The 22,708-nt window shown below is 67.8% G+C and carries 23 protein-coding genes; 14 read left to right on the forward strand and 9 right to left on the reverse strand.

Annotated features, from left to right (window positions below):
* The first annotated feature begins 16 nt into the window (after window positions 1-16).
* The 7 genes from AUL30_RS11925 (at window position 17) to AUL30_RS11955 (ending at window position 7,348) form a co-directional block, all read left to right on the forward strand.
* Window positions 17-1,267, forward strand: a complete 1,251-nt coding sequence (locus AUL30_RS11925) for an ROK family transcriptional regulator (RefSeq protein ID WP_062228114.1) — start codon at window positions 17-19, stop codon at window positions 1,265-1,267.
* A gap of 156 nt (window positions 1,268-1,423) precedes the next feature.
* Window positions 1,424-2,185, forward strand: a complete 762-nt coding sequence (locus AUL30_RS11930; protein ID WP_062228217.1) for an ATP-binding cassette domain-containing protein — start codon at window positions 1,424-1,426, stop codon at window positions 2,183-2,185.
* 28 nt (window positions 2,186-2,213) lie between these two features.
* Window positions 2,214-3,260, forward strand: a complete 1,047-nt coding sequence (locus AUL30_RS11935) for a sugar ABC transporter substrate-binding protein (RefSeq protein ID WP_062228115.1) — start codon at window positions 2,214-2,216, stop codon at window positions 3,258-3,260.
* A 66-nt stretch (window positions 3,261-3,326) separates the two neighbouring features.
* The gene (locus AUL30_RS11940) at window positions 3,327-4,364 is read left to right on the forward strand and encodes an ABC transporter permease (protein WP_062228116.1); all 1,038 of its coding nucleotides are present in this window, start codon (window positions 3,327-3,329) and stop codon (window positions 4,362-4,364) included.
* A gap of 16 nt (window positions 4,365-4,380) precedes the next feature.
* The gene (locus tag AUL30_RS11945; protein ID WP_062228117.1) at window positions 4,381-5,175 is read left to right on the forward strand and encodes an SDR family NAD(P)-dependent oxidoreductase; all 795 of its coding nucleotides are present in this window, start codon (window positions 4,381-4,383) and stop codon (window positions 5,173-5,175) included.
* Window positions 5,176-5,177: 2 nt separating this feature from the next.
* Window positions 5,178-6,053: an NAD-dependent epimerase/dehydratase family protein gene (locus AUL30_RS11950; RefSeq protein WP_062228118.1), complete on the forward strand. Its 876-nt coding sequence runs from the start codon at window positions 5,178-5,180 to the stop codon at window positions 6,051-6,053.
* 17 nt (window positions 6,054-6,070) lie between these two features.
* Complete coding sequence (locus AUL30_RS11955) at window positions 6,071-7,348, forward strand: D-amino acid dehydrogenase (RefSeq protein ID WP_062228119.1); 1,278 nt, start codon at window positions 6,071-6,073, stop codon at window positions 7,346-7,348.
* 19 nt (window positions 7,349-7,367) lie between these two features.
* Here AUL30_RS11955 and AUL30_RS11960 read toward each other — a convergent pair whose 3' ends face one another.
* The gene (locus tag AUL30_RS11960; protein ID WP_244490808.1) at window positions 7,368-8,519 is read right to left on the reverse strand and encodes a transporter substrate-binding domain-containing protein; all 1,152 of its coding nucleotides are present in this window, start codon (window positions 8,517-8,519) and stop codon (window positions 7,368-7,370) included.
* 140 nt (window positions 8,520-8,659) lie between these two features.
* Here AUL30_RS11960 and AUL30_RS11965 point away from each other — a divergent pair, with 140 nt between their 5' ends.
* The 4 genes from AUL30_RS11965 to AUL30_RS11980 all read left to right on the forward strand — a co-directional run bounded on the left by AUL30_RS11965 (window position 8,660) and on the right by AUL30_RS11980 (window position 11,843).
* Window positions 8,660-9,130: a metallophosphoesterase family protein gene (locus AUL30_RS11965; RefSeq protein WP_062228120.1), complete on the forward strand. Its 471-nt coding sequence runs from the start codon at window positions 8,660-8,662 to the stop codon at window positions 9,128-9,130.
* Between the two features lie 127 nt (window positions 9,131-9,257).
* Window positions 9,258-10,136 carry a transketolase gene (locus tag AUL30_RS11970; RefSeq protein WP_062228121.1) on the forward strand — a complete coding sequence of 293 codons (879 nt, stop codon included), beginning with the start codon at window positions 9,258-9,260 and terminating at the stop codon, window positions 10,134-10,136.
* Window position 10,137: 1 nt separating this feature from the next.
* Entirely contained in the window at window positions 10,138-11,124 is a 987-nt protein-coding gene (locus AUL30_RS11975; RefSeq protein ID WP_062228122.1) for a transketolase family protein, read from the forward strand.
* Window positions 11,125-11,153: 29 nt separating this feature from the next.
* Complete coding sequence (locus tag AUL30_RS11980; protein WP_062228123.1) at window positions 11,154-11,843, forward strand: SDR family NAD(P)-dependent oxidoreductase; 690 nt, start codon at window positions 11,154-11,156, stop codon at window positions 11,841-11,843.
* On the opposite strand, the gene AUL30_RS11985 is transcribed toward AUL30_RS11980, so the two are convergent.
* From AUL30_RS11985 to AUL30_RS12010, 6 genes are all read right to left on the reverse strand, one after another.
* Window positions 11,828-12,535, reverse strand: coding sequence for a GntR family transcriptional regulator (locus AUL30_RS11985; RefSeq protein ID WP_062228124.1), 708 nt, complete (start codon window positions 12,533-12,535; stop codon window positions 11,828-11,830). The genes AUL30_RS11980 and AUL30_RS11985 overlap by 16 nt on opposite strands.
* A gap of 65 nt (window positions 12,536-12,600) precedes the next feature.
* Complete coding sequence (locus AUL30_RS11990; protein WP_062228125.1) at window positions 12,601-13,473, reverse strand: SMP-30/gluconolactonase/LRE family protein; 873 nt, start codon at window positions 13,471-13,473, stop codon at window positions 12,601-12,603.
* A 27-nt stretch (window positions 13,474-13,500) separates the two neighbouring features.
* A complete protein-coding gene (locus AUL30_RS11995; RefSeq protein ID WP_062228126.1) occupies window positions 13,501-14,436 on the reverse strand; it encodes an ABC transporter permease in 936 nt (311 codons plus the stop codon).
* Window positions 14,433-15,920, reverse strand: coding sequence for a sugar ABC transporter ATP-binding protein (locus AUL30_RS12000; protein ID WP_062228127.1), 1,488 nt, complete (start codon window positions 15,918-15,920; stop codon window positions 14,433-14,435). The genes AUL30_RS11995 and AUL30_RS12000 overlap by 4 nt, the downstream gene beginning before the upstream one ends.
* A 13-nt stretch (window positions 15,921-15,933) precedes the next feature.
* Window positions 15,934-16,992, reverse strand: coding sequence for an ABC transporter substrate-binding protein (locus tag AUL30_RS12005; RefSeq protein WP_083507893.1), 1,059 nt, complete (start codon window positions 16,990-16,992; stop codon window positions 15,934-15,936).
* 79 nt (window positions 16,993-17,071) lie between these two features.
* The gene (locus AUL30_RS12010) at window positions 17,072-18,037 is read right to left on the reverse strand and encodes an ABC transporter permease (RefSeq protein ID WP_062228129.1); all 966 of its coding nucleotides are present in this window, start codon (window positions 18,035-18,037) and stop codon (window positions 17,072-17,074) included.
* A gap of 213 nt (window positions 18,038-18,250) precedes the next feature.
* Between AUL30_RS12010 and AUL30_RS12015 the strand changes: the two genes are divergently transcribed.
* The 3 genes from AUL30_RS12015 to AUL30_RS12025 are packed head-to-tail and all read left to right on the forward strand — an operon-like array spanning window position 18,251 to window position 20,969.
* Window positions 18,251-18,994 (forward strand): SDR family NAD(P)-dependent oxidoreductase, encoded by a 744-nt coding sequence (locus AUL30_RS12015; RefSeq protein ID WP_083507895.1) that lies wholly within the window; start codon window positions 18,251-18,253, stop codon window positions 18,992-18,994.
* Between the two features lie 5 nt (window positions 18,995-18,999).
* A complete protein-coding gene (gene otnK / locus AUL30_RS12020) occupies window positions 19,000-20,310 on the forward strand; it encodes a 3-oxo-tetronate kinase (protein WP_244490809.1) in 1,311 nt (436 codons plus the stop codon).
* A 2-nt stretch (window positions 20,311-20,312) separates the two neighbouring features.
* Window positions 20,313-20,969, forward strand: coding sequence for a class II aldolase/adducin family protein (locus AUL30_RS12025; protein WP_062228131.1), 657 nt, complete (start codon window positions 20,313-20,315; stop codon window positions 20,967-20,969).
* A gap of 25 nt (window positions 20,970-20,994) precedes the next feature.
* On the opposite strand, the gene AUL30_RS12030 is transcribed toward AUL30_RS12025, so the two are convergent.
* Window positions 20,995-21,579, reverse strand: coding sequence for an invasion associated locus B family protein (locus tag AUL30_RS12030; protein WP_062228132.1), 585 nt, complete (start codon window positions 21,577-21,579; stop codon window positions 20,995-20,997).
* An 80-nt stretch (window positions 21,580-21,659) separates the two neighbouring features.
* Window positions 21,660-22,472: a SapC family protein gene (locus AUL30_RS12035; protein ID WP_083507896.1), complete on the reverse strand. Its 813-nt coding sequence runs from the start codon at window positions 22,470-22,472 to the stop codon at window positions 21,660-21,662.
* Between the last annotated feature and the right edge of the window lie 236 nt (window positions 22,473-22,708).

A 22,708-nucleotide genomic window follows, 5' to 3' on the forward strand; every position in this document is an offset into this window, starting at 1 on the left:
AGATAGGAGGCTAGCCATGGGCAATATGTCCTCGCCGAGCGATATGCGACAGGCCAACGCGCTGCACATTCTGCGGACGCTGCGCACGGCCGGGCCGCTCGGGCGCACGGACATTTCCCGGCTGACGGGCCTCTCCAAGCCGACCGTCAACACCATCGTCGGGGACCTTCTGGAGCGCGCCTATCTGCGCGAGCACCAGCCGGACCCCACCGCGGCCCTGCGGCCGGGCCCACAGGCAAACCCGCTCACCTTCAACGCCGCCATCGGGCATGTGGTCGGCTTCGATCTCGGCATCAGCCGGTTGCGGGCCGGGCTGGCGGACATGTCGGGGCATATCGTGGCAACGCGCGAGATCGCCTTTGCCGACGGCCCCCCGTCCTTGAACGAATTTGCCGCCCTTACGGCGGATCTGGCGCAGGATCTCATCGCCGCCAACAGGCTCGGGCCGGGCGATCTCTGGGCCGCGGGCATGGGGCTTCCGGGCTTTGTCGACCGCCATTCCGGAGAAATCCGCCTTGCCCCGGGGCTGGAACACTGGCTCGGCCTCTCCTTCACGGACGCGCTGTCCGGCACGTTCGAGGCGCGGTTCGGCTGCCCCTTCGTCTCCGGCGGCCGGGTTCAGTTCGCCATGCTGGCGGAGCATCGCCACGGTGTCGCCGGCGGGCTCGAGGACGCGATCTTCGTGCATCTGGGCAAGGGGATCGGGCTCGGCATCATGGCGGGCGGGCGGATCGTCCAGGGCGCGGCGGGCTTTGCCGGAGAAATCGGCAGCATCGTCGTGGACGCCATCGAGCCAGCCCCGCCGGGTGTCGGTCAGTTCGAGTGGCAGGCGGGTGGACGGGCCTTCGCGCGCCTGGCGCGGCGCGCCGTCGAGGACGGACGCAGCCCGGCCCTTGAAGCACGGTGCGCCGGCCGGCTCGACACGCTCGATGCGCGCATGGTCTTCGATGCGGCGCAGGACGGGGATGCTGCCGCCCGCCAGATCGTGGACATGCTGACCGACCGGCTCGCCCGCGGGCTCGCCGTCGCCTGCTGCATGTTCAACCCGGAAATGCTGATCATCGGCGCCGGCCTCGCCCATGCGGGCGAAAGCTTCATCGCCGATCTGCGGGCACGCATCTGTGCGCTCGTGCCCTTCCCCGTCGCCGTGGAGCGGACGGCCCTTCTCGGCCGGACCTCGGTGCTGGGCGCCGTCGAACAGGCCATGCGCCTGGTGGAGCGGCACGATTTCTATCTCTTCGCGGGCCGCGAGGCGAAGGCCGCATGAAGGGGGCCGGCACCCGGCCCTGACGCCCCCGTCCCGGACCGTCAGGCCCGGAACGCCCTATGGATACCGGACGGGCCTGCGGGCGCCGGACGGAGCAGCGATCGCATGCCTTCTTGCCGGGCGGAAATCTGCCCGGACGTCATCGAGGAGATCGTCATGGCGACTGAAGAACTCTTGAGGCTGACCGACATCACCCGCCGCTTCGGCGCGATCGAGGCGCTGCGCGGGATCGACTTTTCGATGCAGCGGGGCGAGGTCATCGCCCTTCTGGGCGATAACGGGGCCGGCAAGTCCACGCTGGTCAAGATCATGTCGGGCGGGCTGCAACCGAGTTCCGGGCAGATGCAGTTCGAAGGCCGGGACGTCGCCTTCGCATCGCCGCAGGAGGCGAAGCAGGCCGGCATCGAGACCGTCTACCAGGACTTGTCCCTGTGCACGAATGTGGACGTGGTCGCCAACTTCTTCATGGGGCGGGAGCTCACCCGCCGTTTCCTCGGCATCCCCTTCCTGCGTGAGAAGGCCATGTTCGAGGAAACCCGCAAGGCTCTCGTGGCCGCGGGAACGCGCATTCCGTCGCTGCGCACCAATGTCGAGCACCTGAGCGGTGGCCAGCGCCAGATCATCGAACTCAGCCGCTTCGTCCATTGGGGCGGCAAGCTGGTGCTGCTCGACGAACCCTTCGCCGCGCTCGGCGTCGAGCAGACCCGACGCGGCCTGGAAACGATCCGCCGCGTGGCGGACGAGGGCATCGGCGTGATCGTCATCACGCACATCATGGCCCAGGCCTTCCAGGTAGCCGACCGAATCGTGGTGATCCGCCAGGGGCGGGTCGCCGGGAATGTCCGCACGCGCGACACGCGTCCGGACGATGTCATCCGCATGATCACTGGTGAAATCCAACATGAGCCGATCCGTTGATCGCTCGCAGGACGAAAGGATGAGTGCCATGACAGTCAGACGCCTTCTCACCGGGCTTTGCACCGCGGCCATGTTGCTGGCCACCGGCGCCGGAGCCTTTGCGCAGGACACGAAGGGCAAGATCTACTACCTCGTGCCGACGCTGCTCGACGAGTTCCAGACCGGCTCCGTCGATGCGCTGACCCGCTTCATGGGAGAGGTCGGCTACGAGACCGTTTCCCTCGACGCCCAGAACCGGACCGATCTCCAGCAGAGCCAGATGAACGACGTCCTCAGCCTCGACCCCAAGGCGATCGTCCTGGCCGCGGTCGATTTCGAGGCGATGAAACCCGGCATCGAAAAGGCCCGCGCCGCCGGCATCCCGGTCATGATCTTCGACCGGCAGATCACCTCGACGCAGAGCGACCTGACCTCCGTGGCCGGCACGGTCGAGATCGGCCAGGTCGCCGCGGAAAGCATCAAGAAGCTGCTCACCGAGCGCAAGGGCAAGGTCGAGGGCAAGATCCTGCAGATCCTCGGCGATCCGGGCGATGCCTACACGCTCGACATCCAGAAAGGATTCGAGGGCGTGATGAAGGATTATCCCGACGTCACGATCATCAGCCAGCCCGCCATCATGTGGGAGGCCACCAAGGCCGGCGATATCGCCAGCGACCAGTTGCTCGTCAATCCGGATATCGACCTGATCTTCGTCCATGCCGCGCATCTGGCCGTGCCGGTCAGCGCCATTCTGGAAGCGCGCGGCAAGAAGCCGGGCGAGATCATGCTCGTCTCCTCCAACGGCGCCCCGGTCGGGCTGGACCTGATCCGCAAGGGCTGGGAACAGGTCGAGGTGGAGCAGCCGCTCTTCGCGCAGGCGGCGGGCCTGGCCATGTTCGCCGACAAGATCATCGCCAAGGAGCCCCTGGAGCCCGGCGAGTACGACGTGCTAGGCCTCAAGGCGCAGCTGACCATGGAGCCCTGGGGCCCGAACCTGAAGATTCCCGGCGCGGCGATCGACAAGACCAATGTCGACGACCCGGCCTTCTGGGGCAACGGCAAGCTGCCGCAGACGCCCATCACCCCCGTGAAGTGACCGCATGGCCGGCCGCCCTGGCACGCCGGGTGCGGCCGGCTCGATCATCCCCCGGAGTGTTGCACCATGGCCTTGACTGCGATCTTTTCCCGAAATGAAGGGGCCGCCCCCGGCGCACGCCGGCGCGCGCTCCTGGAGTTCACGCTCGACAATCTCGTCTGGGTGGTCTTCGTCATCGCCTTTGCGGCCTTCTCCCTGACCATTCCGAACTTCTTCCAGGTCAGCATTCTCCTGAACATCCTGGAGCAATCGACCTTCATCGGCATTCTGGCCGTGGGGCTGACGCTGGTCGTCATCTGCGGCGAGATGGACCTGTCCATCGAATCCACCATGGCGCTGTCCGCCATGGCCTCGGCGCTCCTGTTCGGCAGCAACGGCGCGGGGCTGGGGCTGGTGATCGGCAACGGCTTCACCACGGCGCTTCTGTCCATCCTCCTGGCGCTGGTCATCGGTGGCGTGGTCGGCTTCATCAATGCCTGGCTCATCGTCGTCTGGCGCATCAACTCCTTCATCGTGACCCTCGCCTCCTTCCTCTGGGTCCGCGGGCTGGTCGTGGCGCTGTCGGGCGGCCGGTCGGTCTATGGCATGCCGGACGATATACGCTGGGTGGCCGTCAACTCCTTCCTCGGCTTCCCGGTGCTCGCCTGGATCACCGGCCTGACCTTCCTCGTCTTCGGGATCATGCTGGCCAAAACCCCCTTCGGGCGGCACATCATCATGGTGGGCGGCAATGCGGTCGCGGCCTACCGCGCCGGCATTCCGGTGCGCCGGCTGATGATCATCGTCTTCATGCTGACGGGCATGATCGCCGGCTTCACCGGCTGGCTCCTGGCCGCCCGCACCTCCGGCGCGACGGCCAATCTGGGCACCGGCATGCTGTTCGAGGTCTTCGCGGCCGTCGTCATCGGCGGCGTCAGCCTGAAGGGCGGTGTCGGCCGGTTGAGCGGCGTCATCGCCGGCGTCCTGCTCCTGTCCTCCATCTCGACCGCCATCAACGTGATGGGCATGCCGCCCCATTACACGCAGATCATCCGGGGCGGGCTCGTCCTGGCGGCCATCCTGCTCGATACGGTCAAGACATCCCTTCGCCGCCAGATCGCCTGACCTTCGGAGACACGACATGACGAGACTGGCAGACAGGGTCGCGGTGCTGATCGGCGCCGCACGCGGCATCGGCGGCGCCATCGCGCGGCGCTTCGTGGACGAAGGCGCGCGCATCGTCATCGGCGATCTGGACGAGGTCGAGGGCCGCCGCCTGGTGGAAGAGCTCGGCGGCCCCAACAAGGCGCGCTTCCTGCGCACCGATATCGCGCTCGAAAGCGATGCAGAGGCCATCGTGGCGGAAGCCATGGCCGCTTTCGGGCGGCTGGATATCCTGATCCAGAATGCCGGCATCTACCCGCTGACGATGATCGAGGATATTTCCGCCGCCGAATGGGACAGCGTGCTCGGCGTCAACCTGCGCGGCACCTTCCTGGCGGCCAAGGCCGCCCTGCACCCCATGCGCGCGGCCAGCTACGGACGCATGGTCTTCACCTCCTCGATCACCGGGCCGCGGGTCACCTCGGCCGGGCACGGACATTACGGAGCCTCCAAGGCCGGCATCAACGGCTTCATCCGCTCCGCCGCGCTGGAATTTGCGCCCTACGGGATCACCGTCAACGGCGTGGAGCCCGGCAACATCCTGACGGAGGGCATGAAGGCGGGCCGCAGCCAGGCCTTCATCGACGGCATGGCGGCGTCGGTGCCGCTCGGCCGGCTCGGCACCCCGCGGGAAGTGGCGGAAGCGGTGCTCTTCCTTGCCAGCGCCGAATCGTCTTTCATCACCGGCACGACGATCATCGTCGACGGTGGGCAGACCCTTCCCGAAGGCCCCCTGCCCACCGCTCCGCAGCCTCACCAACACCAGGCCTGAACATGACCGCAGTTTTCATCACCGGCGCGGGGGGCGGCCTCGGTCGCAAGCTCATCGCCCGCCTCCTCGCCACGGATTGGTGCAGCCGCATCGTCGCGGCCGACATCACCCCGCCGACCGATCTTTCCGACGGCCGCGTTACGCCCGTGGCCGGCAGCCTTCTCCACCCCGACGGCCCCTGGCGCGCGGCCATGGCAGGCTGTGACGCGGTGGTGCATTTAGCGGCGCAGAACCCGCATACGGATGCCAGCTGGGCCGATGCCGCCGCCTCCATCGACATGACCCTGTCGGTCTACGATGCGGCGGCCGAGCACGGTGTCGGCCGTGTCGTCTTCGCCTCGTCCAACCATGTCATGGGTGGCTACAAGGATGCGCCCCTGGCCAGCCCGGAGCCCGGCTTCCTGACGCACGAAATCGACCCCGCGCCGGGCACGCGCTGGCATACGGGCCGTGAGATGATGGACTCCACCGCCTATGCCGCCGCCAAGCTGACGGGCGAGCGGGCCCTGGTGGCGCTGACGCGGCGCGTGCCCGCCATGACGGGCATCAACGTGCGGATCGGCTGGGTGCAGCCGGGCGACAATCACCCCCGCACGATCAACATTTCGGGCGATGCTGTGTTCGACTCCGCCGACGAGCCGCAGGACGCGGATGGCCGCCGGGACCTGTCCTGGTACCGCAATATGTGGCTGTCGAACCGGGACTTCGCCGAGCTCTTCGCCGCCGCGCTGCAGGCGCCGGCGGAAGGCTGGCCGGAGCGCTGCATCACCGTCAACGGCGTCTCGCGCAACCGGGGCACCGGCTGGGATCTGGCCGGGGCGGAACGCTTCCTTGGCTATCGCCCACAGGACGATCTCTACGCCGCGCTGGGGCTCTAAGGCTTGACGGAGGCAGCATGCATGTGGTGGTTCTCGGCGCCGGCGTGATCGGGGTCACGACGGCGCATGCGCTCCTGGATGACGGGCATGAGGTCACGCTCATCGAGGCGGAGGAAGGGCCGGCCTGCGGGGCGAGCCATGCCAATGCCGGGCAGATCTCCCCCGCCTTGTCGGCGCCCTGGGCGGTGCCGGGCCTCGCCACCAAGGCAGTGGGGTGGATGTTCGCGCAATATCCGCCGCTGCGCCTGGGGAAGGTGCCGGACCTTGCGACGCTCGGCTGGCTCCTGCGCATGTTCCGGGCCGCCAATGCGGCCGATTACGACCGGTCCAAGCGCGCCATGGTGGCGCTCGGCACTTATAGCCGCGAGCGCCTGGCCGCTCTGCGCGCCGCCCTTCCCATCGATTATGCGGGTGCGCAACGCGGAACCTTCGTCCTGTTCCGCAAGCGCGACCAGGCGGCCGCCTACGAGCGGGATCTGGACGCCCTGGCGCAACTCGGTGTCGCCGGGATGCGGATCGATCTCGACACGCTGCAGCGGGCCGAGCCCAATCTCGACGTGGCGGGGGCGGGAATCGTCGGCGCGGTGCATCTGCCGGGTGACGAAACGGGCGATTGCCGCCGCTTCACCACCGGCCTCCTCGACGCCATCGCCGACCGCACGGGCTTCCGCCTCCTCCTGTCCACACGGGCGAGCGGCCTTCAGACCGCCGGGGACAGGGTCCGCGCCGTCAGCCTGGAAGGCGGCGGCAGCATCGCTGCCGATGCGGTCATATGCTGCCTCGGCGTCGGTTCGTCGGCGTTTCTGCGCATGGCCGGACTGTCGGTTCCCGTCGCGCCGCTCAAGGGCTATTCGCTGACCATCCCGGCCGACAGCGCCGCCGTCGGCCCCCTGTCCACCGTATCGGACGAAACCTACAAGGTCGGCGTCACCTATCTGCGTGACAGGATCCGCGTGGGCGGCACGGCGGAGCTGGCCGGCTTCGATACGTCACGGCCGGAGCCGCGCTATGCCGGCCTTCTGCATGTGGTGCGCACGCTCTTTCCGACTGTGCCGGAAAAGGCCCTGGAACAGGCCGAGCGCTGGAGCGGGCTGCGCCCGATGACGCCGGATGGGCCGCCCATACTGGGACAAGCGCGGCTGGACAATCTCTTCCTCAACACGGGCCACGGCACCCTCGGCTGGACCATGGCCTGCGGCTCCGCCTCCGTGACGGCAGACCTTCTGGCGGGTCGCAGGCCGGCCATCGACATGGCGCCCTTCTCACCCTTGCGGTTTGCAGGAAGGGGCGGATAAGCCGGGCCTGGCGTCCCGTTCAAGGATTGTCGCCGAAATAGTAGCCGCGGATGCGCTCCAGCTCGCCATTTTCCATCGCGCGCAGGAGCTGCAGGTTGATCGGCCGCAGCAAGGGGCTGTCCGGCGGCAGCGCGAAGCCGTATTTGTCCGGATGGAAGGCCTTGCCAACGACTGCGAGCTTGATGCCCGAATTGGCATGTTCGAAATATTCGAGCACCGGCGCATCGCCGATGATGGCGTCGATATCCCCATCGCCGAGCGCGCTCACGGCCTCGTCCATGGAGGCGAAGGGCGTGACGTCGAGCTTGATGGACTGCGCATAGTGTTCCGACACGCTGCCGGCAAGCACCCCGACATCCTTGCCCGGCAGGTCGTTCAACGAATTGATCTGCGTCGTCATGGCGATCTGCGTCATGACGCTCGTGATGGAGGATGTCAGATAGGCCACCACGGCGATGCCGACGATCAGCCACAGGCCCTGCCAGAAGCGTCCGATCCAGCCGAAGAGGTTCTTGCGCGCCGCCGGCTTGCCGGAGGTCGTCACCAGCATGACGGTGTGAAAACTCTCGGCCAGCCCTTCCTTCCAGGTCGGCGGAAAGTCCCGGTCGAAGCGCCGGTCGAACAGCGTCACGAGGATCGTCGCCACAAGGATGACGATGGCGATCAGCGCGTAGGCGGTCAGGTGGCCGGCCTCTCGAAGTTCCGTGATGATTTCGGAAAAATCCGAGGCCTGCTGCTCGGGAACCATGATCCGCATGCCCGAATCGAGCCAGGGCTGCGTAAAGTCCATCCTCTGCGCCCGCTCCTGGGTGATGGTCAGGTTCGAGACGGCCACGTCGATCTGACCGCTGGCGGCCGCATTCAGAAGATCCTGGATCGTGGCGTAGCGCGAATAGGTGGTCAGCCTGTCGAGGCGCGGCCCGATCAGCTGCCACAATTCGATGGCCATCCCCCCATAGGTGCCGTTATCGTCCAGAACGAAGGGCGGATCGACATAGACGCCCACACGGATCGGGCCGTTCTGCGGCTGCGCCGGAGCCTGGGCATGCACCGGAGCCGCGGCCGCCAGGCCGAAGGCCAGGATCAGCAAAAAGGCGATCTGCAAAACGGCACGATCGCCTGCCGTGCGGGCGCGCATCATGGCGCCGCGGAATATAGGATTCGACACCATCAAGCCCCGCCCGATGCCGCCCTGTCGGGCCCAGCCTGTCACTGAAGTTGCGAAGCTAGCTGCGCGCGCCGCCACCCACAACTGGAAATAGCGGCTCCTTCCCCAATCTTGCGTGAAACGCGATCATCCCGGAGACGTCCATGCCCACCATCGGCATCCTGTCCGACACGCATGGCCTGATGCGGCCCGAGGCGCTGGCAGCGCTGGCCGGCGTCGACCATATCCTCCATGCGGGCGATGTGGGCAGCCCCGCCATCCTGCCGGCGCTGCAGGCCATCGCGCCGGTCACCGCCATTGCCGGCAATATCGACACGGGCACCTGGGCCCGCATGCTGCCGGCCACGCTGCGGCTCGACCTGTTCGGCATATCCGTCTGCATGGTCCACAAGCGCGGCGACCTGCCGGGCAATGCCGCTCTGTCCGGCATACAGCTCGCGATCTTCGGCCATTCCCACAAGCCGCTTCTGGAACGGGTGGGCGAAACGGCTTTACTCAACCCCGGAAGTGCGGGCCCGCGCCGCTTTCGCCTGCCGGTCACGCTGGCCCATGTGCGGGTGGAGCATGCGGCCATCGCCGACATTACGATCGAGACGCTGCCAATCCCCGCTTAAGAGGCATCATCCATGATGCATCATCCTTGCAAGATGCATCATGGGGCGGTAGAAAGCAGTGACGGCGATCGTGGCGCGTGGCCCCGCCGACAGGTCCGACCCCCTCTTCCGAAAGGCTACGGGAACCATGCCATCGCCAGAGCCATCCATCGGGAACAACAGTTACGTTCCGGACGCGGCGACCATCGAGCGCCTGCGCGAGCGCGCCCAGTTCATCCGGCTGGAGACGATCCGCCTGATCGACATTGCCAAGACGGGCCATTACAGCTCGGTCTTCTCGGCAGCGGAGGTCTTCTCCGCCCTCTATTACGACGTGATGAAGCTGCGGCACGGCGATCCCGCCTGGGACGAGCGGGACCGTTTCACCATCGGCAAGGGCCACGCCGCCGTGGGGCTCTTTCCCATCTATGCCGATCTCGGCTTCTTTCCTGCCGAATGGCTGGACGATTATACCCGGCTCGGCAGCCCGCTCGGCGACCATCCGGACATGCGCAAGGTGCCGGGGGTCGATTTCTCGTCCGGCTCCATCGGGCATGCGCTGTCCAACGCCATCGGCATCGCGCTTGCGCAGCGCTGGACCGGCAAGTCCTACAGCGTCTTCTGCATGATGGGCGATGGCGAGATGCAGGAAGGCCAGGTCTGGGAAGCCGCCCTCTTCGCCGCGCAGAACAAGCTCGGCCACCTCATCGGCATCGTCGATCGCAATGGCTACCAGCTCGACGGCCGCGTGGACGACGTCATGGCGATCGAGCCGCTGGACGCCAAGTGGCGCGCATTCGGATGGGAGGTTCATGACGTGGACGGACACGACATCGCGGCCGTGACCGAGCTCCTGCGGCGCCTGCGGGCGGACGACACGCGCAGCCGTCCGGCGCTCGTCATCGCCCGCACCGTGAAGGGCAAGGGCGTCTCCTACATGGAGACGGAGCCGGGCTGGCACCTGGGCTGGCTGGACCCCTCGGACGCCGATGACGCCATCGACGAAATCCGTGCGCAGGTGATCTGACATGAACGCTCCCAAATCCCCCAATTCCTGGCAGTATCGCGGCCTGAACGCGAAGAACCCGGGCCTCGACCATCTGTCCAATGGGCTCATTGCGCTGGTCGAAGGCGGGCACAATGTCGTGGCCGGCTCGGCGGACCTGCAATATTCCAACGGGTTGAACCGCTTTGCGGCCGCCTATCCCGACCGCTACATCTCCTTCGGCATTTCCGAACAGAACATGGTGTCAACGGCGGCCGGCATGGCGACGACGGGCGTCATCCCCTTCGTGGCGACCTTCGCGTCCTTCCTGGCGCTCCTGGCCTGCGAGCAGATCCGGATGGATGTCGCCTATGGCGGCCAGCCCGTGCGGCTGATCGGCCATCACACGGGCATCTCACTCGGCTTCTACGGCACCTCGCACCATGCGACGGAAGATATCGGCACCATGCGTTCGATCGCCGACCTCGTCGTCGTTTCGCCGTCCGACGGGCCGCAGCTCGAAGCCGTGATCGCGGCCTCGGCCACGCTGGACAAGCCGATCTACATCCGCATCGGCCGCGGGCGCGATCCGGTCGTCTATCCGGGCGGCACGCAGTTCGCCTTCGGCAAGGCGCATGTGCACGGCTTCGGCGAGGAGCTCACCATTATCGCCTGCGGCATGGCCGTGCACGGCGCGCTGGAGGCGGCGGCGGCGCTCAACGCCGCGGGGCATTCGGTCGGCGTCATCGACATGGCTTCGATCAAGCCCATCGACCGCGCGGCCATCCTGGAAGCGGCCGATCGCAGCCGGACCGCCAAGCTCATGACGGTGGAAGAGCACAACGTGCTCGGCGGCCTCGGGGCCGCCGTTGCCGAAGTGCTGACGGACGAAGGCAAAGGCATTCGCCTGAAGCGCCACGGCCTGTATGACGAATACAGCCTCATCGCGCCGCCGACCCATCTCTACGCCCATTACAAGCTGGACGGGCCGGGGATCCGGGAGGTGGCCGAAGGGTTCCTGCGCGGCTGAGCCGCGCCATGATTGGGGGAGGAAACGGAATGAAGACTGCGATCGTCACCGGCGGCGGCACGGGCATCGGCCTTGCGACCTGCAGGCGCCTGGCCGCCGACGGCTACCGCGTCATCGCCGGCGGGCTCGACACCGAGGACGAACTGCCGGCCGGGGTGGAGTTCGTGCCGACCGACGTGACGCGGCAGGATGAGCTGGAGCGCCTTGTCGCCACGGCCGAGCGCGTCGATGCCCTCGTCAACTGTGCCGGCATCCTGCGCCAGGAGCGCGAATGGGGGCTCGACGATTTCAAGCTGGTTCTCGACGTCAACCTGACGGCGAGCCTTGCCGCCGGCAACGCGGCCCGTGACAAGCTGCGCGCGGCCGGCGGCTCCATCGTCAACATCGCGTCCATGTGGAGCTATTTCGGCTCGCCCAAATCCCCCGCCTATGCCTCGTCCAAGGCCGGCATCATGGGCCTGACACGGTCGATGGCCGTTGCCTGGGGGCCGGAGGGCATCCGTGTCAACGCCGTGGCGCCGGGCTGGGTGCTGACGCGCATGGCGATCGGGGCGAAGAACGATCCCGAGCGCGGGCCGCGCATCACCGCCCGCATACCGCTGGGACGCTGGGCGGAGCCGGCGGACGTGGCCAATGTCATCGCCTTCCTGACCGGGCCCGATGCCGCCTATGTGCATGGCGTCGTCCTGCCCGTGGATGGCGGCTACTCCATCGCCTGACGGCGCGGGTCAGCCCCGGCCGCTGCGGCGGCTGCCAGTTCCTCCCGGCGGGCGATCAATTCGTCGCTCCAGGCGATGTCGTCCTGCATGGCGCGGCCGGCGGCATCCGCGTCGCCGGCCTTCAGTGCGGCCAGGAAGCGGAAATGCAGGTGGTCCTTGCCCGCGAGCCGGCGGACCGGCACCTCTTCGTGGAAGGTGCGCAGGAACGGCCCCATCAAGGCCCACATATTCTCGCAGACCGCTTCCACATAGGGCATCTGCGCATAGCGCAGGATCAGGAAGTGGAAGTCGCGATTGGCCTGGGCCGCATCGCGCGGGTCACGCCCGGCGGCCGCCACGAACATGGCGTTCTGCGCCTCCAGCGCCGCGATCATCTCCGGCGTCGCGATCCGGCCGACATGCCTTGCGGCCATGCCTTCCAGTTCCTTGCGGATGGCGACGATCTCCCGAAGGTTCCGGTTGGTGAGATCGGGCACCACGACGGAAGTCGACGCCTTCACCTCCAGCGCCTGCTCGCTCGCCAGGCGGAAGATGGCTTCACGCACGGGGGTGATGGACGTGCCGTATTGCTCGGCCACGGACGAGATGGTCAGCCGCTGGCCGGGCCGGAACTCGCCGTCCATCAGGCCGAGCCGCAGGTTCCGGTAGATCTGCTCGGACAGGTTCGCTTTGACCAGGACTTTCGGTGGCATGACGGACCCTTCAGGCTGCGCATCGTCCCCCGGGCGGGACAGCCCTCCCCGGGGATCTGCCGGGCTTAACCCTCGTAGCGGTACTCGGGCAAGCCCCGGACCCCGAGCCCGTCGATGACGAAGAGGGAACCGGCGAGCGGCCCGGTTTCCGTCACGCCGGGCACCGGCGCCTGCAGCATCGAGGTCACGTAAAGGCGGTCGAGCTGCGGCCCGCCGAACATGACGGAGGTGACGCAGACCACCGGCATGTCGATGACCTGCATCGAGCGGCCGTCCGGATCGAAGCGGTGGATCTTGCTCTTGTAGACGCCGGCGCTCCACACGCAGCCTTCCGCATCGACCGTGGCGCCGTCGGGAAGGCCGTCTTCCGGCCCGAACTCGCAGAACTTGCGCTTGTTGTGCGCCTGCCCGGTTTCGACATCGTAATCATAGGCCCAGATGGCGCGGGACCGGCTGTCGGCAAAATAGAAGATCGAATGATCGGGGCTCCAGCAGGGCCCGTTGGAGACGGTGATGCCTGCGTCGAGCCGCGTGACGGTGTGGTCCGTGCCGAGGCTGTAGATGAAGCCGAGCGGCGCTTCTTCCGTCGTGTCCATGCTCCCGGCGACGAAGCGGCCCCGCCTGTCGACTTTTCCGTCGTTCATGCGCACGGTCGGGCCGAGATGCTCGATCTGGCGCAGCGGCTCGGCGACCCCGGTGGCGAAATCGAACAGGTGGAACCCGTCGGCCAGGGACAGGACCGCCCCACCCTGCCGGCGCAGCGCCATGGAGCCGATCCGCTGGGGGACGCTCCAGCTTTCCACGCCCTGCCCGTCCTGGTCGGCGCGGAAGATGCGGCCGCCATAGCTGTCGATCCAGTAGAGCTTCTGTTCCTCGACGTCCCAGAGCGGGCCCTCGCCCAGGATGGTCTTGCAGTCGACGATGGCCTTGATGTCCATGACGGTTCCTTCCTGCCGTAGTCCGGCTCACAGGCCGGGCTGGTTACGCCGGTGTGCACTGACGGCAAGGATCAGAAGCGCACCCTTGATGATCATCTGGTAGTAGGTGGATATGTTCAGGAGGTTCAGCCCGTTGCCGAGCAGCGCCAGGAACAGGACCCCGGTCACGGGACCGGCAATGCCCCCGAGCCCGCCCGAAAGCTGCGTGCCGCCAAGGGCGGTAGCGGCGATCGAATCGATCGAGAAGGCGGCGCCGACGAGCGGGTCCCCGCTGGCCAGCCGCGCGGCGAGGTTCAGCCCGCCCAGACACGCAAAGAGCGACGACAGGAGGTAGGCCCACAGGATCACCATCCGTGTGTTGACGCCGCCCAGAAGCGCGCTGTCCTCCGAGGCGCCGGTCGCCATCAGGTGCAGGCCGAACCGGCTGCGCGCCACGAGAATGCCCGACAGGATGACCAGCACCGCCGCCGCCAGGACGGCGACCGGCACGCCGCCGATGGCCGTGGCGGAATAGCGGCTCATCCAGTCCGGAACCTGGCCGCCGGGGATCGGCCGGATAAACAGGGCGATGCCCTGCACCGCCGTCATGGTCGACAGGGTCATCAGGATCGGATGGACGCCGAGCCGCAGGATGCCGATGGCATTGACGAGCCCCACCGTCAGGGCCGCGGCCACGGCCAGCGGCACGGCGTAGGGCAGATCGTGGCTGACGATGGCGGTGGTCATGGACACGACCGATCCCACCGAAAGGTCGAGCCCGCCCGTCAGGATGACCAGCGTCTGGCCGATCGTCACCAGGATCAGGCTGACCTGCTGGTTCAGGATGTTGACGATGTTCTGGAAGGACAGGGCATGCGGCGAGGATATGCCGAGCGCCACCGCCAGGGCCAGGATCATCAGGAAGACCGGCACCGCCGACAGGCGTCGCAGCCCGACGGCGGTGGTCACTGTCTTGAGCTTCATGACCGCCCCCCTTTGATGGCCGCGGCCATGATCGCTTCCTCGCTCGCATCCGCCCCGGCGAACTCGGCCACCGTGGCGCCCTCCCGGATCACCACGATCCGGTCGCAGAGGCCGATCAGCTCCGGCAGCTCGCGTGAGGTCACGAGCACCGGAATTCCGGCATCCGCCAGTTCCCGCAGCAAGGCGTAGATTTCGGACTTGGCGCCGATGTCGACGCCGCGTGTCGGCTCCTCGCAGATCAGGAGCCGCACGCCGCGCACGAGCCAGCGGGCGAGCAGGACCTTCTGCTGGTTGCCGCCGGACAATTCGCGGATCGCCTGCCCGACATGGCGCAGCCGGATCGCCAGGCGCCGGACCTGCTCGGTGACGGCGCCCTTGGCCGTCGGCGCCCGCCGCCAGAGGCCGCGCCCGGGCAGAAGCCCGGCCGTGATGTTGCGCGCGACGCTCAAGGACAGATAGAGCCCGTCGGCCTTGCGGTCTTCGGGGATGAGGCCGATCCCGGCCGCGATGCCGCCGGCCGGCCCGCCCGCACCGAGCGGCGCCCCGTCGATCAGGATCTCCCCCGCGCTCAGGGCGTGCCCCTCGTAGATGGCGCGGGTGATCTCGATCTGGCCCTGGCCTTCCAGCCCGGCCAGCCCGACGATCTCGTTGCGCCCGACGGTCAGGTTCACCGGTCCGGCCAGGCCCTTGGCGGCAACGCCCGTCAATTGCAGAGCCGGCGCGCCGCCCATGCCGGCAGCGCGGCGCGGCGGGTAAAGCTGGTCGAGCGAGCGGCCCACCATGGCGGTGACGAGTTCGTCCGCATTCGTGTCCGCCATGCGGTAGTGGCCGGCGAACTGGCCATCCTTCAGGACGGTCACCTCGTCGCAGAGCTCGAACAGTTCCGGCAGGCGATGCGAGATGTAGAGGACACCCTTGCCGTCCGCCTGCAGCTTGCGGATCAGCGAGAAGAGCTTCTGCGCCTCGCGGTCGCCCAGCGCAGCGGTCGGCTCGTCGAAGACAAAGATCCGCGCATCGCGCATCACCCCCTTGGCGATTTCCACCATCTGCTGCTCGGCCACGCGCAGGCTGGATGTCACCCGGTCGGGATCGATGTCGAGCCCGACCGTCGACAGGATGCGGCGGGCCTCGCCGGCCATGCGGCCGCGATCGACCAGCCCGAGCGCGTTGCGCGGTTCGCGGCCGAGAAACAGGTTCTCGGCCACGGACAGGTTGGGCAGAAGGATGAACTCCTGGAAGATGGTGGACACGCCCGCCGCGCGCGCTTCTTCCGCGCTGTGCCAATCGACCGGCGCGCCGAACAGGCTCAGGCTTCCCGAGGTCGGCCGGAACACACCCGAGATGATCTTCATCAGGGTGGATTTGCCGGCCCCGTTCTCGCCCAGCACGGCGTGCACGCTGCCTGCCCGCAGGCTCAGCGAGGCGCCGCGCAGCGCGTGCACGGGCCCGAAGGATTTGGCGATGTCACGTGCTTCCAGGAGCATGCCGGGGTCCCGTCTACTTTTTGTACATTTCGACGAGGGTCTCGTCCGGCAGGGTGGAGCCGACCCAGTAGGAATCGTTCAGATCGGGGCGGTAATATTCGTCGATCTGTTCCTTGGTGATGGGCGCCGGGTTGACGAGATTGTCCTTGGCGATGGGCTCCCCTTCCAGGACCCGCAGCGCCGCGATCACGCCCTGCTGGCCGAACCAGGTGGGGCTGATCGGCGCCACGCTCTGAAGGTCCTTTTCCTTCCAGATGCGCAGGAAGCCGTTATTCGCCTCTCCCGTCATGGGGATCATCGGCAGGCCGTTCTCCTCGGCCACCTCGGCGCAGGCCTGGGTCATGGCGCCGCCGGAGGACCAGACCCCCTGCACGTCCGGATGGGCGATGAGCAGGGATTCGCAGACCTGCTTTCCCTTGTCATAGGCCCAGTCGCCGAAGCCCTGGTCGATGATCTTGATGTCCGGATGATCCGCAAAGACCTCCTCGACGCCGCGGAAGCGGTCATTGTCGATGGAGTTGCCGGAAATGCCCCGGATGGCGAGGACGTTGCCCTTGCCGCCCAGCGCTTCGGCCAGGTACTTCGCCCCGTCGCGGCCGAACTGCGCGTCGTCCGCCAGGAGCTTGACAGTGTAGTTCTTGGGCGTGGCGTTGGACGAGAAGATGATGACCGGGATGCCGGCATCATAGGCCTTGTCGAGCGCCGTGTTCAGCGCGACTTCCGATCCCGGCGCCACGAGCAGCGCATCGACGCCGCGGGCGATGAGGCTTTCGATGTCGGCCACCTGGCGGTTCACGTCGCCGCCGGCATCCGACACGATCATCTCGGAGATTTCCGGATGGAGCGAAGCCTCGTGCTTGAGCTCCTCCACCATCTGGACGCGCCAGGTGTTGACCACCGATATGTTGGAGAAGCCCAGGACGAAGGATTCCTTGTCCGATTTCGGCCGGTCGACCATGGGCGATCCGGCCACGGGCGACAGAGCGGGGTTCAGCTGGGGAACTTCCGCCAGCGCCGGAGCCGCGGCGCCGGCTAGGATCGTGCCCGCCAGGAATAGCATCTTCAATGACATTGGGTTTCCTCCTCCTTCACATGTGCCTTGGGGCACAGTCCTCCGCCGGTGACCGGGAAGTGTTCGTATCTGCCGTAACTCAGCGTTCGCGCCACCGGGCCAGGGCGGCCGCGCCGGCGATGATCGCACCCTGCAGGATGAGCTGGGCCGGCTTGCCCAGGCCCACGCCCGTCAGAAGATTGGCCAGGAAGGTCAGCGCATAGGCCCCGGCGACCACGCCGACGATGCCGCCCGCGCCCCCGCCGAAACTGGTACCGCCCAGGACCACGGCGGCGATCGACGCCATGACGAGGTCCGCGCCGAGATTGAGCGTGCCCGTGCCGATGTAGCCGGTCAGCACGATCCCCGCGAGGCCGGCGAACAGACCGCTTAACATATGCGCGACGACGAGCTGCCGGCGCACGGCGATGCCGCCCAGCCAGGCGGCCGAGTAGCTGGCGCCCGTCGCCTGGAGGGCGTGGCCGAAGGTGCTGACCCGCAACAGGACCGCCGCTCCCGCGGCCACGACGAGGACCAGGATGCCGGCCACCGGCAGCATGCCCAGCCGGCCCGTCGCGATCTCGCGGATGAAGGGATGGACGCTGCCGCCCGGCGCGCCGCCGCTGACAAGGTAGCTGACCCCGACCAGCATGACCGACACGCCCAGCGTCACCACCACCGAAGAGGCGCGCACATAGGCGATCAGCGCCGCATTGAACAGGCCGACACAGGCACCGAAGATGAGCGGGAAGGCCAGCGACAGAAGCACCGGCCCACGCGAAAAGCTTGGCAGCGCCAGCGTGACGTTGACCACGGCGATGACCCCGCCGATCGACAGATCGATCGAGCGGCCGATCATGGGAAGGCACTGGCCGAGCGCAGCCAGCGCCAGAGGCACCGCCTGGCGCAGGACGATCAGAAGGAAGGGCACGCTCATCAGCCGCGGCTGGACGATGGCGGCCGTGACGAAGAGCTGCACGAGCGCCGGGCATGCGGGAATGGCAAGGGCCGCCCAGAACACGGTCCTGGACAGTTCCGCGAGCCCGTTCCTCCTGGCCGCCAGCATGGTCACCCTCGCATCTCCTCCAGGCTCTTGCCGGCCCTCGGCCGGTCGCGTCGCCCCTGCCCAACGACGCAGCGGACCCGACCTTTCGCCCCGACCGTGGCACGAAGACTGAAAACCTGTCAAGGATGATGCATCATGCGTCATGCACCTTGAAAGCTGTCGGCCGATATGTGTAGCTGGTTGCGCGTTGGCCGGATGGGATGGAGCTCAAGAATGATTCAGGATACGGGGCGGCTGGCCGTGGTGACGGGCGCCGCCGGCACGATGGGGAGCGCCATCACGCGCCAGCTGGTCACCGATGGCCACCGCGTGGTGGCCGTCGACCTGCAGGAAGCCGCCCTCAACGATCTGGCGGCGCAGGCGCCGGACCGGATCGTGCCGCTGGCGCTCGACATCACCGATGCCGCCGCGGTCGAGGCTGCCTGGGCATCGACGACGGCCGCAGAAGGGCCGGTGCAGATCCTCGTCAACAATGCCGGCATCCTGTCCAACAACAAGGCTGCCGCAACCACACTCGAGGAATGGCGGGCCATCATGGCCGTGAACCTGGATGCGCCCTTCATCCTGTCGCGCCTGGCACTGGCCGACATGCGCGCCGCCGGCTGGGGGCGCATCGTCAACATCTGCTCCCTGTCCATGAAGACGGGCGGCCTGACGGCCGGCACGGCCTATGCCACCTCCAAGGGCGGGCTCGGCGTCCTGACCTTTTCGCTCGCCCGGGAGACGGCGGCGCAGTCCATCACCGTCAACGGCATCGCGCCCGGCTATGTGCTGACGCCGATGGTCACCGAGCAGCTGACCGAAGCGCAGCGGCAGGCCCAGCTGCGGGACATTCCCGTCGGCCGGTTCTGCAGCGCCGAGGAAGTCGCCCATTGCGTGTCGTATCTCGCCAGCGAGAGGGCCGGCTTCATCACCGGTGAGATCGTCGACATGAATGGCGGGATGCTGATGGACTGATGGCCGTGCGCGTGCCCAGCACCCCGACCGGGCCGCTCCCGCCCATGCGCCGCCTCGGCATCGTCGCGGACGATCTGACAGGCGGCCTGGAAACCGCCGCCATGCTGGTGGCGAAGGGCGTTGCCACCGGCTTTGCGACGGATGCCGGCGCGCTGGACGCGTCGGACGACATGCCCGTCATGGTTATCGCGCAGAAGACCCGCGTGATCGCGCCACAGGACGCCGTCTCCCGCATGGAAGCCGCCGCCCGCGCGCTTCTGGCGGGCGGATGGCAGCAGATCTTCTTCAAATATTGCGCCACCTTCGATTCCACCGACCGCGGCAATATCGGCCCCGTGGCAGACATGCTTCTTCGGGTGACGGGCGCGCGGGTCACGCTCTTCTGCCCGGCTTCCCCGCAGGCCGGGCGCACCGTCTACCAGGGCCACCTCTTTGTCGGCACGCAGCTCGTGTCCGATTCTCCCAAGCGCTTCGATCCGCTCACACCGATGACGGACCCCGATCTCGTCCGGGTGCTCCAGCGCCAGACATCCCTCCCCGTCGGGCTGGTCGCCCATCGGCAGGTGGCGGCCGGGCCGCAGGCCATCCTGGCGGAGATCGAGCGACAGGCGGCCGACGGAACACGCTACTTCATCGCCGATACGATCGACGATGCCGATCTTGCCCATTTGGCGGCCGTTGCGGCGCTCTGGCCGCTGATGACGGGGAACGCCCCCATCCTGCAGCACTATCCGGCGCTGTGGCGCGCCGCGGCCGGCGATGCCGCGCCGGCTTCCGGCATGCCGCCGCTCGCCCCGGTCAGGGGGCCCGGCGTCGTCCTGGCGGGAAGCTGCGCCGAGCGCACGCTCGAGCAACTGGCCGAGTTCGAGCGCTGGCACAAGGTGCTGCGGCTCGACCTTGCGGCCCAGGCGGACCCCGAAGCGGCGGTTGCCGCCGCGCTCGCCTTTGCGCGGGCGCATCGCGCGGAAGGGCCGGTCGCCATTGCGACCAGCGGCGGGCCGGCGGATGTGGAGATGGCGCAGCGCAGGCACGGGCGCGAGGGGGCGGCGCTCCTTGCCGAGCGTATCCTCGGCTCACTGGCCGTTGCCCTCCATGAAGACGGCGTCCGGCGTTTCGTGGTGGCGGGCGGAGAAACCTCCGGCGCCGTCCTGGAACATCTGCGCATCCGCCGCCTGCGCGTCGGCCCCTATGGCGGCCCGGGCATCGGCTCGGCCGTGACAGAGGGGCCCGATCCGATCGGCCTGTGCCTGAAATCGGGCAAGCTCGGCGCCGTGGATCTGTTTTCGGCGGCGCTCGCCGCAATGGAACGGGGTTAGGCATGGACAAGCCGGACGATAGGGCGCTGCGCCAGGCGCTCGTCGACACCGTCGCGCGGCTCGACGCGGCGGGCTATAATCACGGAACGAGCGGCAATGTGAGCTGCCGCTCGGGCGCCGGACTCCTCATCAGCCCGACCGGCGCCAATGCCGCCACGCTGACGGCCGACCGGATCGTTCGGCTTGCGCCCGACGGAAGTGTGGTGGGCGATGGCGTCCCGTCCAGCGAATGGCACATGCACCGGGCGATCCTGAATGCCTATCCGGCCGTCGATGCGGTCATCCACACCCATGCCGATTGCTGCGTGGCCCTGTCCTGCCTGCAACGGCCGCTCCCGGCCTTCCATTACATGATCGCCGCCTTTGGCGGTGCGGATGTCCGCTGCGCACCCTACGCCACCTTCGGAACGGCGGCCCTTGCCGACAATGCGGTCGAAGCCCTGCGCGATCGACGCGCCTGCCTTCTGTCCAATCACGGCATGATCGCAGTCGGTGCCAGCCTGGAAGCGGCGTTGAACCTGACCATCAAGCTGGAGACGCTCGCGCGGCAATATCTTCTGGCCTGCCAGGCCGGCAGTCCCGTCATCCTGCCGGATGCGGAGATCGCCCGCGTGCTCGAGCGTTATTCCGGCTACGGCCGGACGCGCCTTTCAGGCTGAGCGGGGCGCGGCTCGACCCCTGTGCCTAGGGCATCAGGCCCTGCGTGCGGCTCAGCGCCGCCCCGATGCCGCCAAGTCCGACCGTCAGCGCCACGGGAGCGCCGACATCCGCCGCAACGGCGTTGACCGTGAGCTTGCGGCCGGCCACGAGCCTGCCGACCATGCCGGCGTCGAACGACAAGGGAATGATGCATCCCACCGGCAGGCAGGTCTTGAAGGCAATCGGCTGTTCCGGCGCGGCGTCATCGATTTTCAGTGTGGCCCCCTCTGCCAGGGTCAGCCCGAAGGGCAGCACCAGCGCGCCCCCGGCGGCGCCGCCGTCCCGCGGCTGCAACTCGATCGCCAGGATGCGCTGCCCGCTCTCCGGCTTCGTCTGCGTCTGCAGGAGTGAGCAGACCCGCTGTCCGTCCGGAACGGAGCACTGGACGGTCCAATCGCCATAGGTTTCCCGGAGCGAGGATGCGCCACCCGGCAGGGTGGCAGGCGCCTCTGCCGCCCCTTGCGCAGGCGCGGTGGCGGCCGGGACTGGGACTTGCGCCGCAGCGCCGCCGATCGTTACCGCCAGGACAAGCGGCAGCATTGCGGATGAGAGGAAGCCAAGGCGTGTCATGTGCAGTTCCAGGGAAGCACGGGGTGGGATGCATGCGCCGCCGCTGATGGTGGCGCATGCGAAAGGCGGCAGCTTGCGGCTCAGGCCGCTTCCTGCTGCGCTGCGCTCGCTGACAGATCGGCCAGCCGCCGCCAGGACAGCTGGGACGCCAGGTGGAGCGCCACGAGATCGAGCCAGCCATTGGCATGGAAGGTGGCGAGCACGTCGCCGGACAAAGCGCGGAAGGCGTCCTCGTCCACCAGGCGGAAGCCGTCCAGGTGGATGGAAGCTTCGGCACCATCCCTGGGGTAGTTGATCCGCAGGTCGCGCTCGACCAGGAGCCCGTGCTCCACCAGCGCCGCCGCGAAGGCACGTGTCCGCTCGTGGTGCTGGGCGTAGGCCTCGCACAGGGTCATAGCCGACAGGCTCAACTGGGTCGGCTTGCCGTCATCGCCGAAGAAGGGATCGGCGGCATCCTCCACTGCGGCGGCGGACAGGCGGTCGCAGGCACTGTCGACGCAAAGCATCAGCGGCCCGCCCTGCCCGTCCGACATGCCGATATAGGGGTAGCGGCGCACGTAAGTCGGCACGTAGGAATCGGCAAGCCACTGGCCCGCCGCATCCACGAACAGGTTCTGCCCCGGCACGAGCCCGGTCACGGCCAGCGGCATGGCCCCTTCGGCGATCGAGAAGACAATCGGATAGGACCGGCTGACCCGTGCGAACTCCTGCCCGACGATCGGAATTGCGGTGGCAGCGGCAGCAAAGCGCGAATCCGTCGCCGGGCGCATCCCGTAGGCTGCATGTTCCTGCGCCTGCAGGAGCAGCGGGCTGGTGTAGAAGAGCGGCAGGTTCACGACGAACTGCCCCGCATTGCCGGCCGCCCCGTTCGCGGCGGGTGTCACGTCACTCATGCAATGTCCTTCCTGCAATGATGCCGGTGCGCGCAAACCGCCATGGGGCGGATGCACGCGCCGGCCTGAAATACGGATCGACGAGGCCGTCCCGCTTCGGCACATGGCCCGCAGGGCGCAAGGGCGGCGCCCGGCGGATCGTCGGCGATGACGGGTGCCCCGGCCAACAATTCCTTTGTACGATAAATGATAAAACTATATCAACTGAATTTTCGCAACGACCGGTTAATTTGCCG

The sequence above is a fragment of the Aureimonas frigidaquae genome (genome assembly GCF_001463905.1).
Classification (GTDB): Bacteria; Pseudomonadota; Alphaproteobacteria; order Rhizobiales; family Rhizobiaceae; genus Aureimonas; species Aureimonas frigidaquae.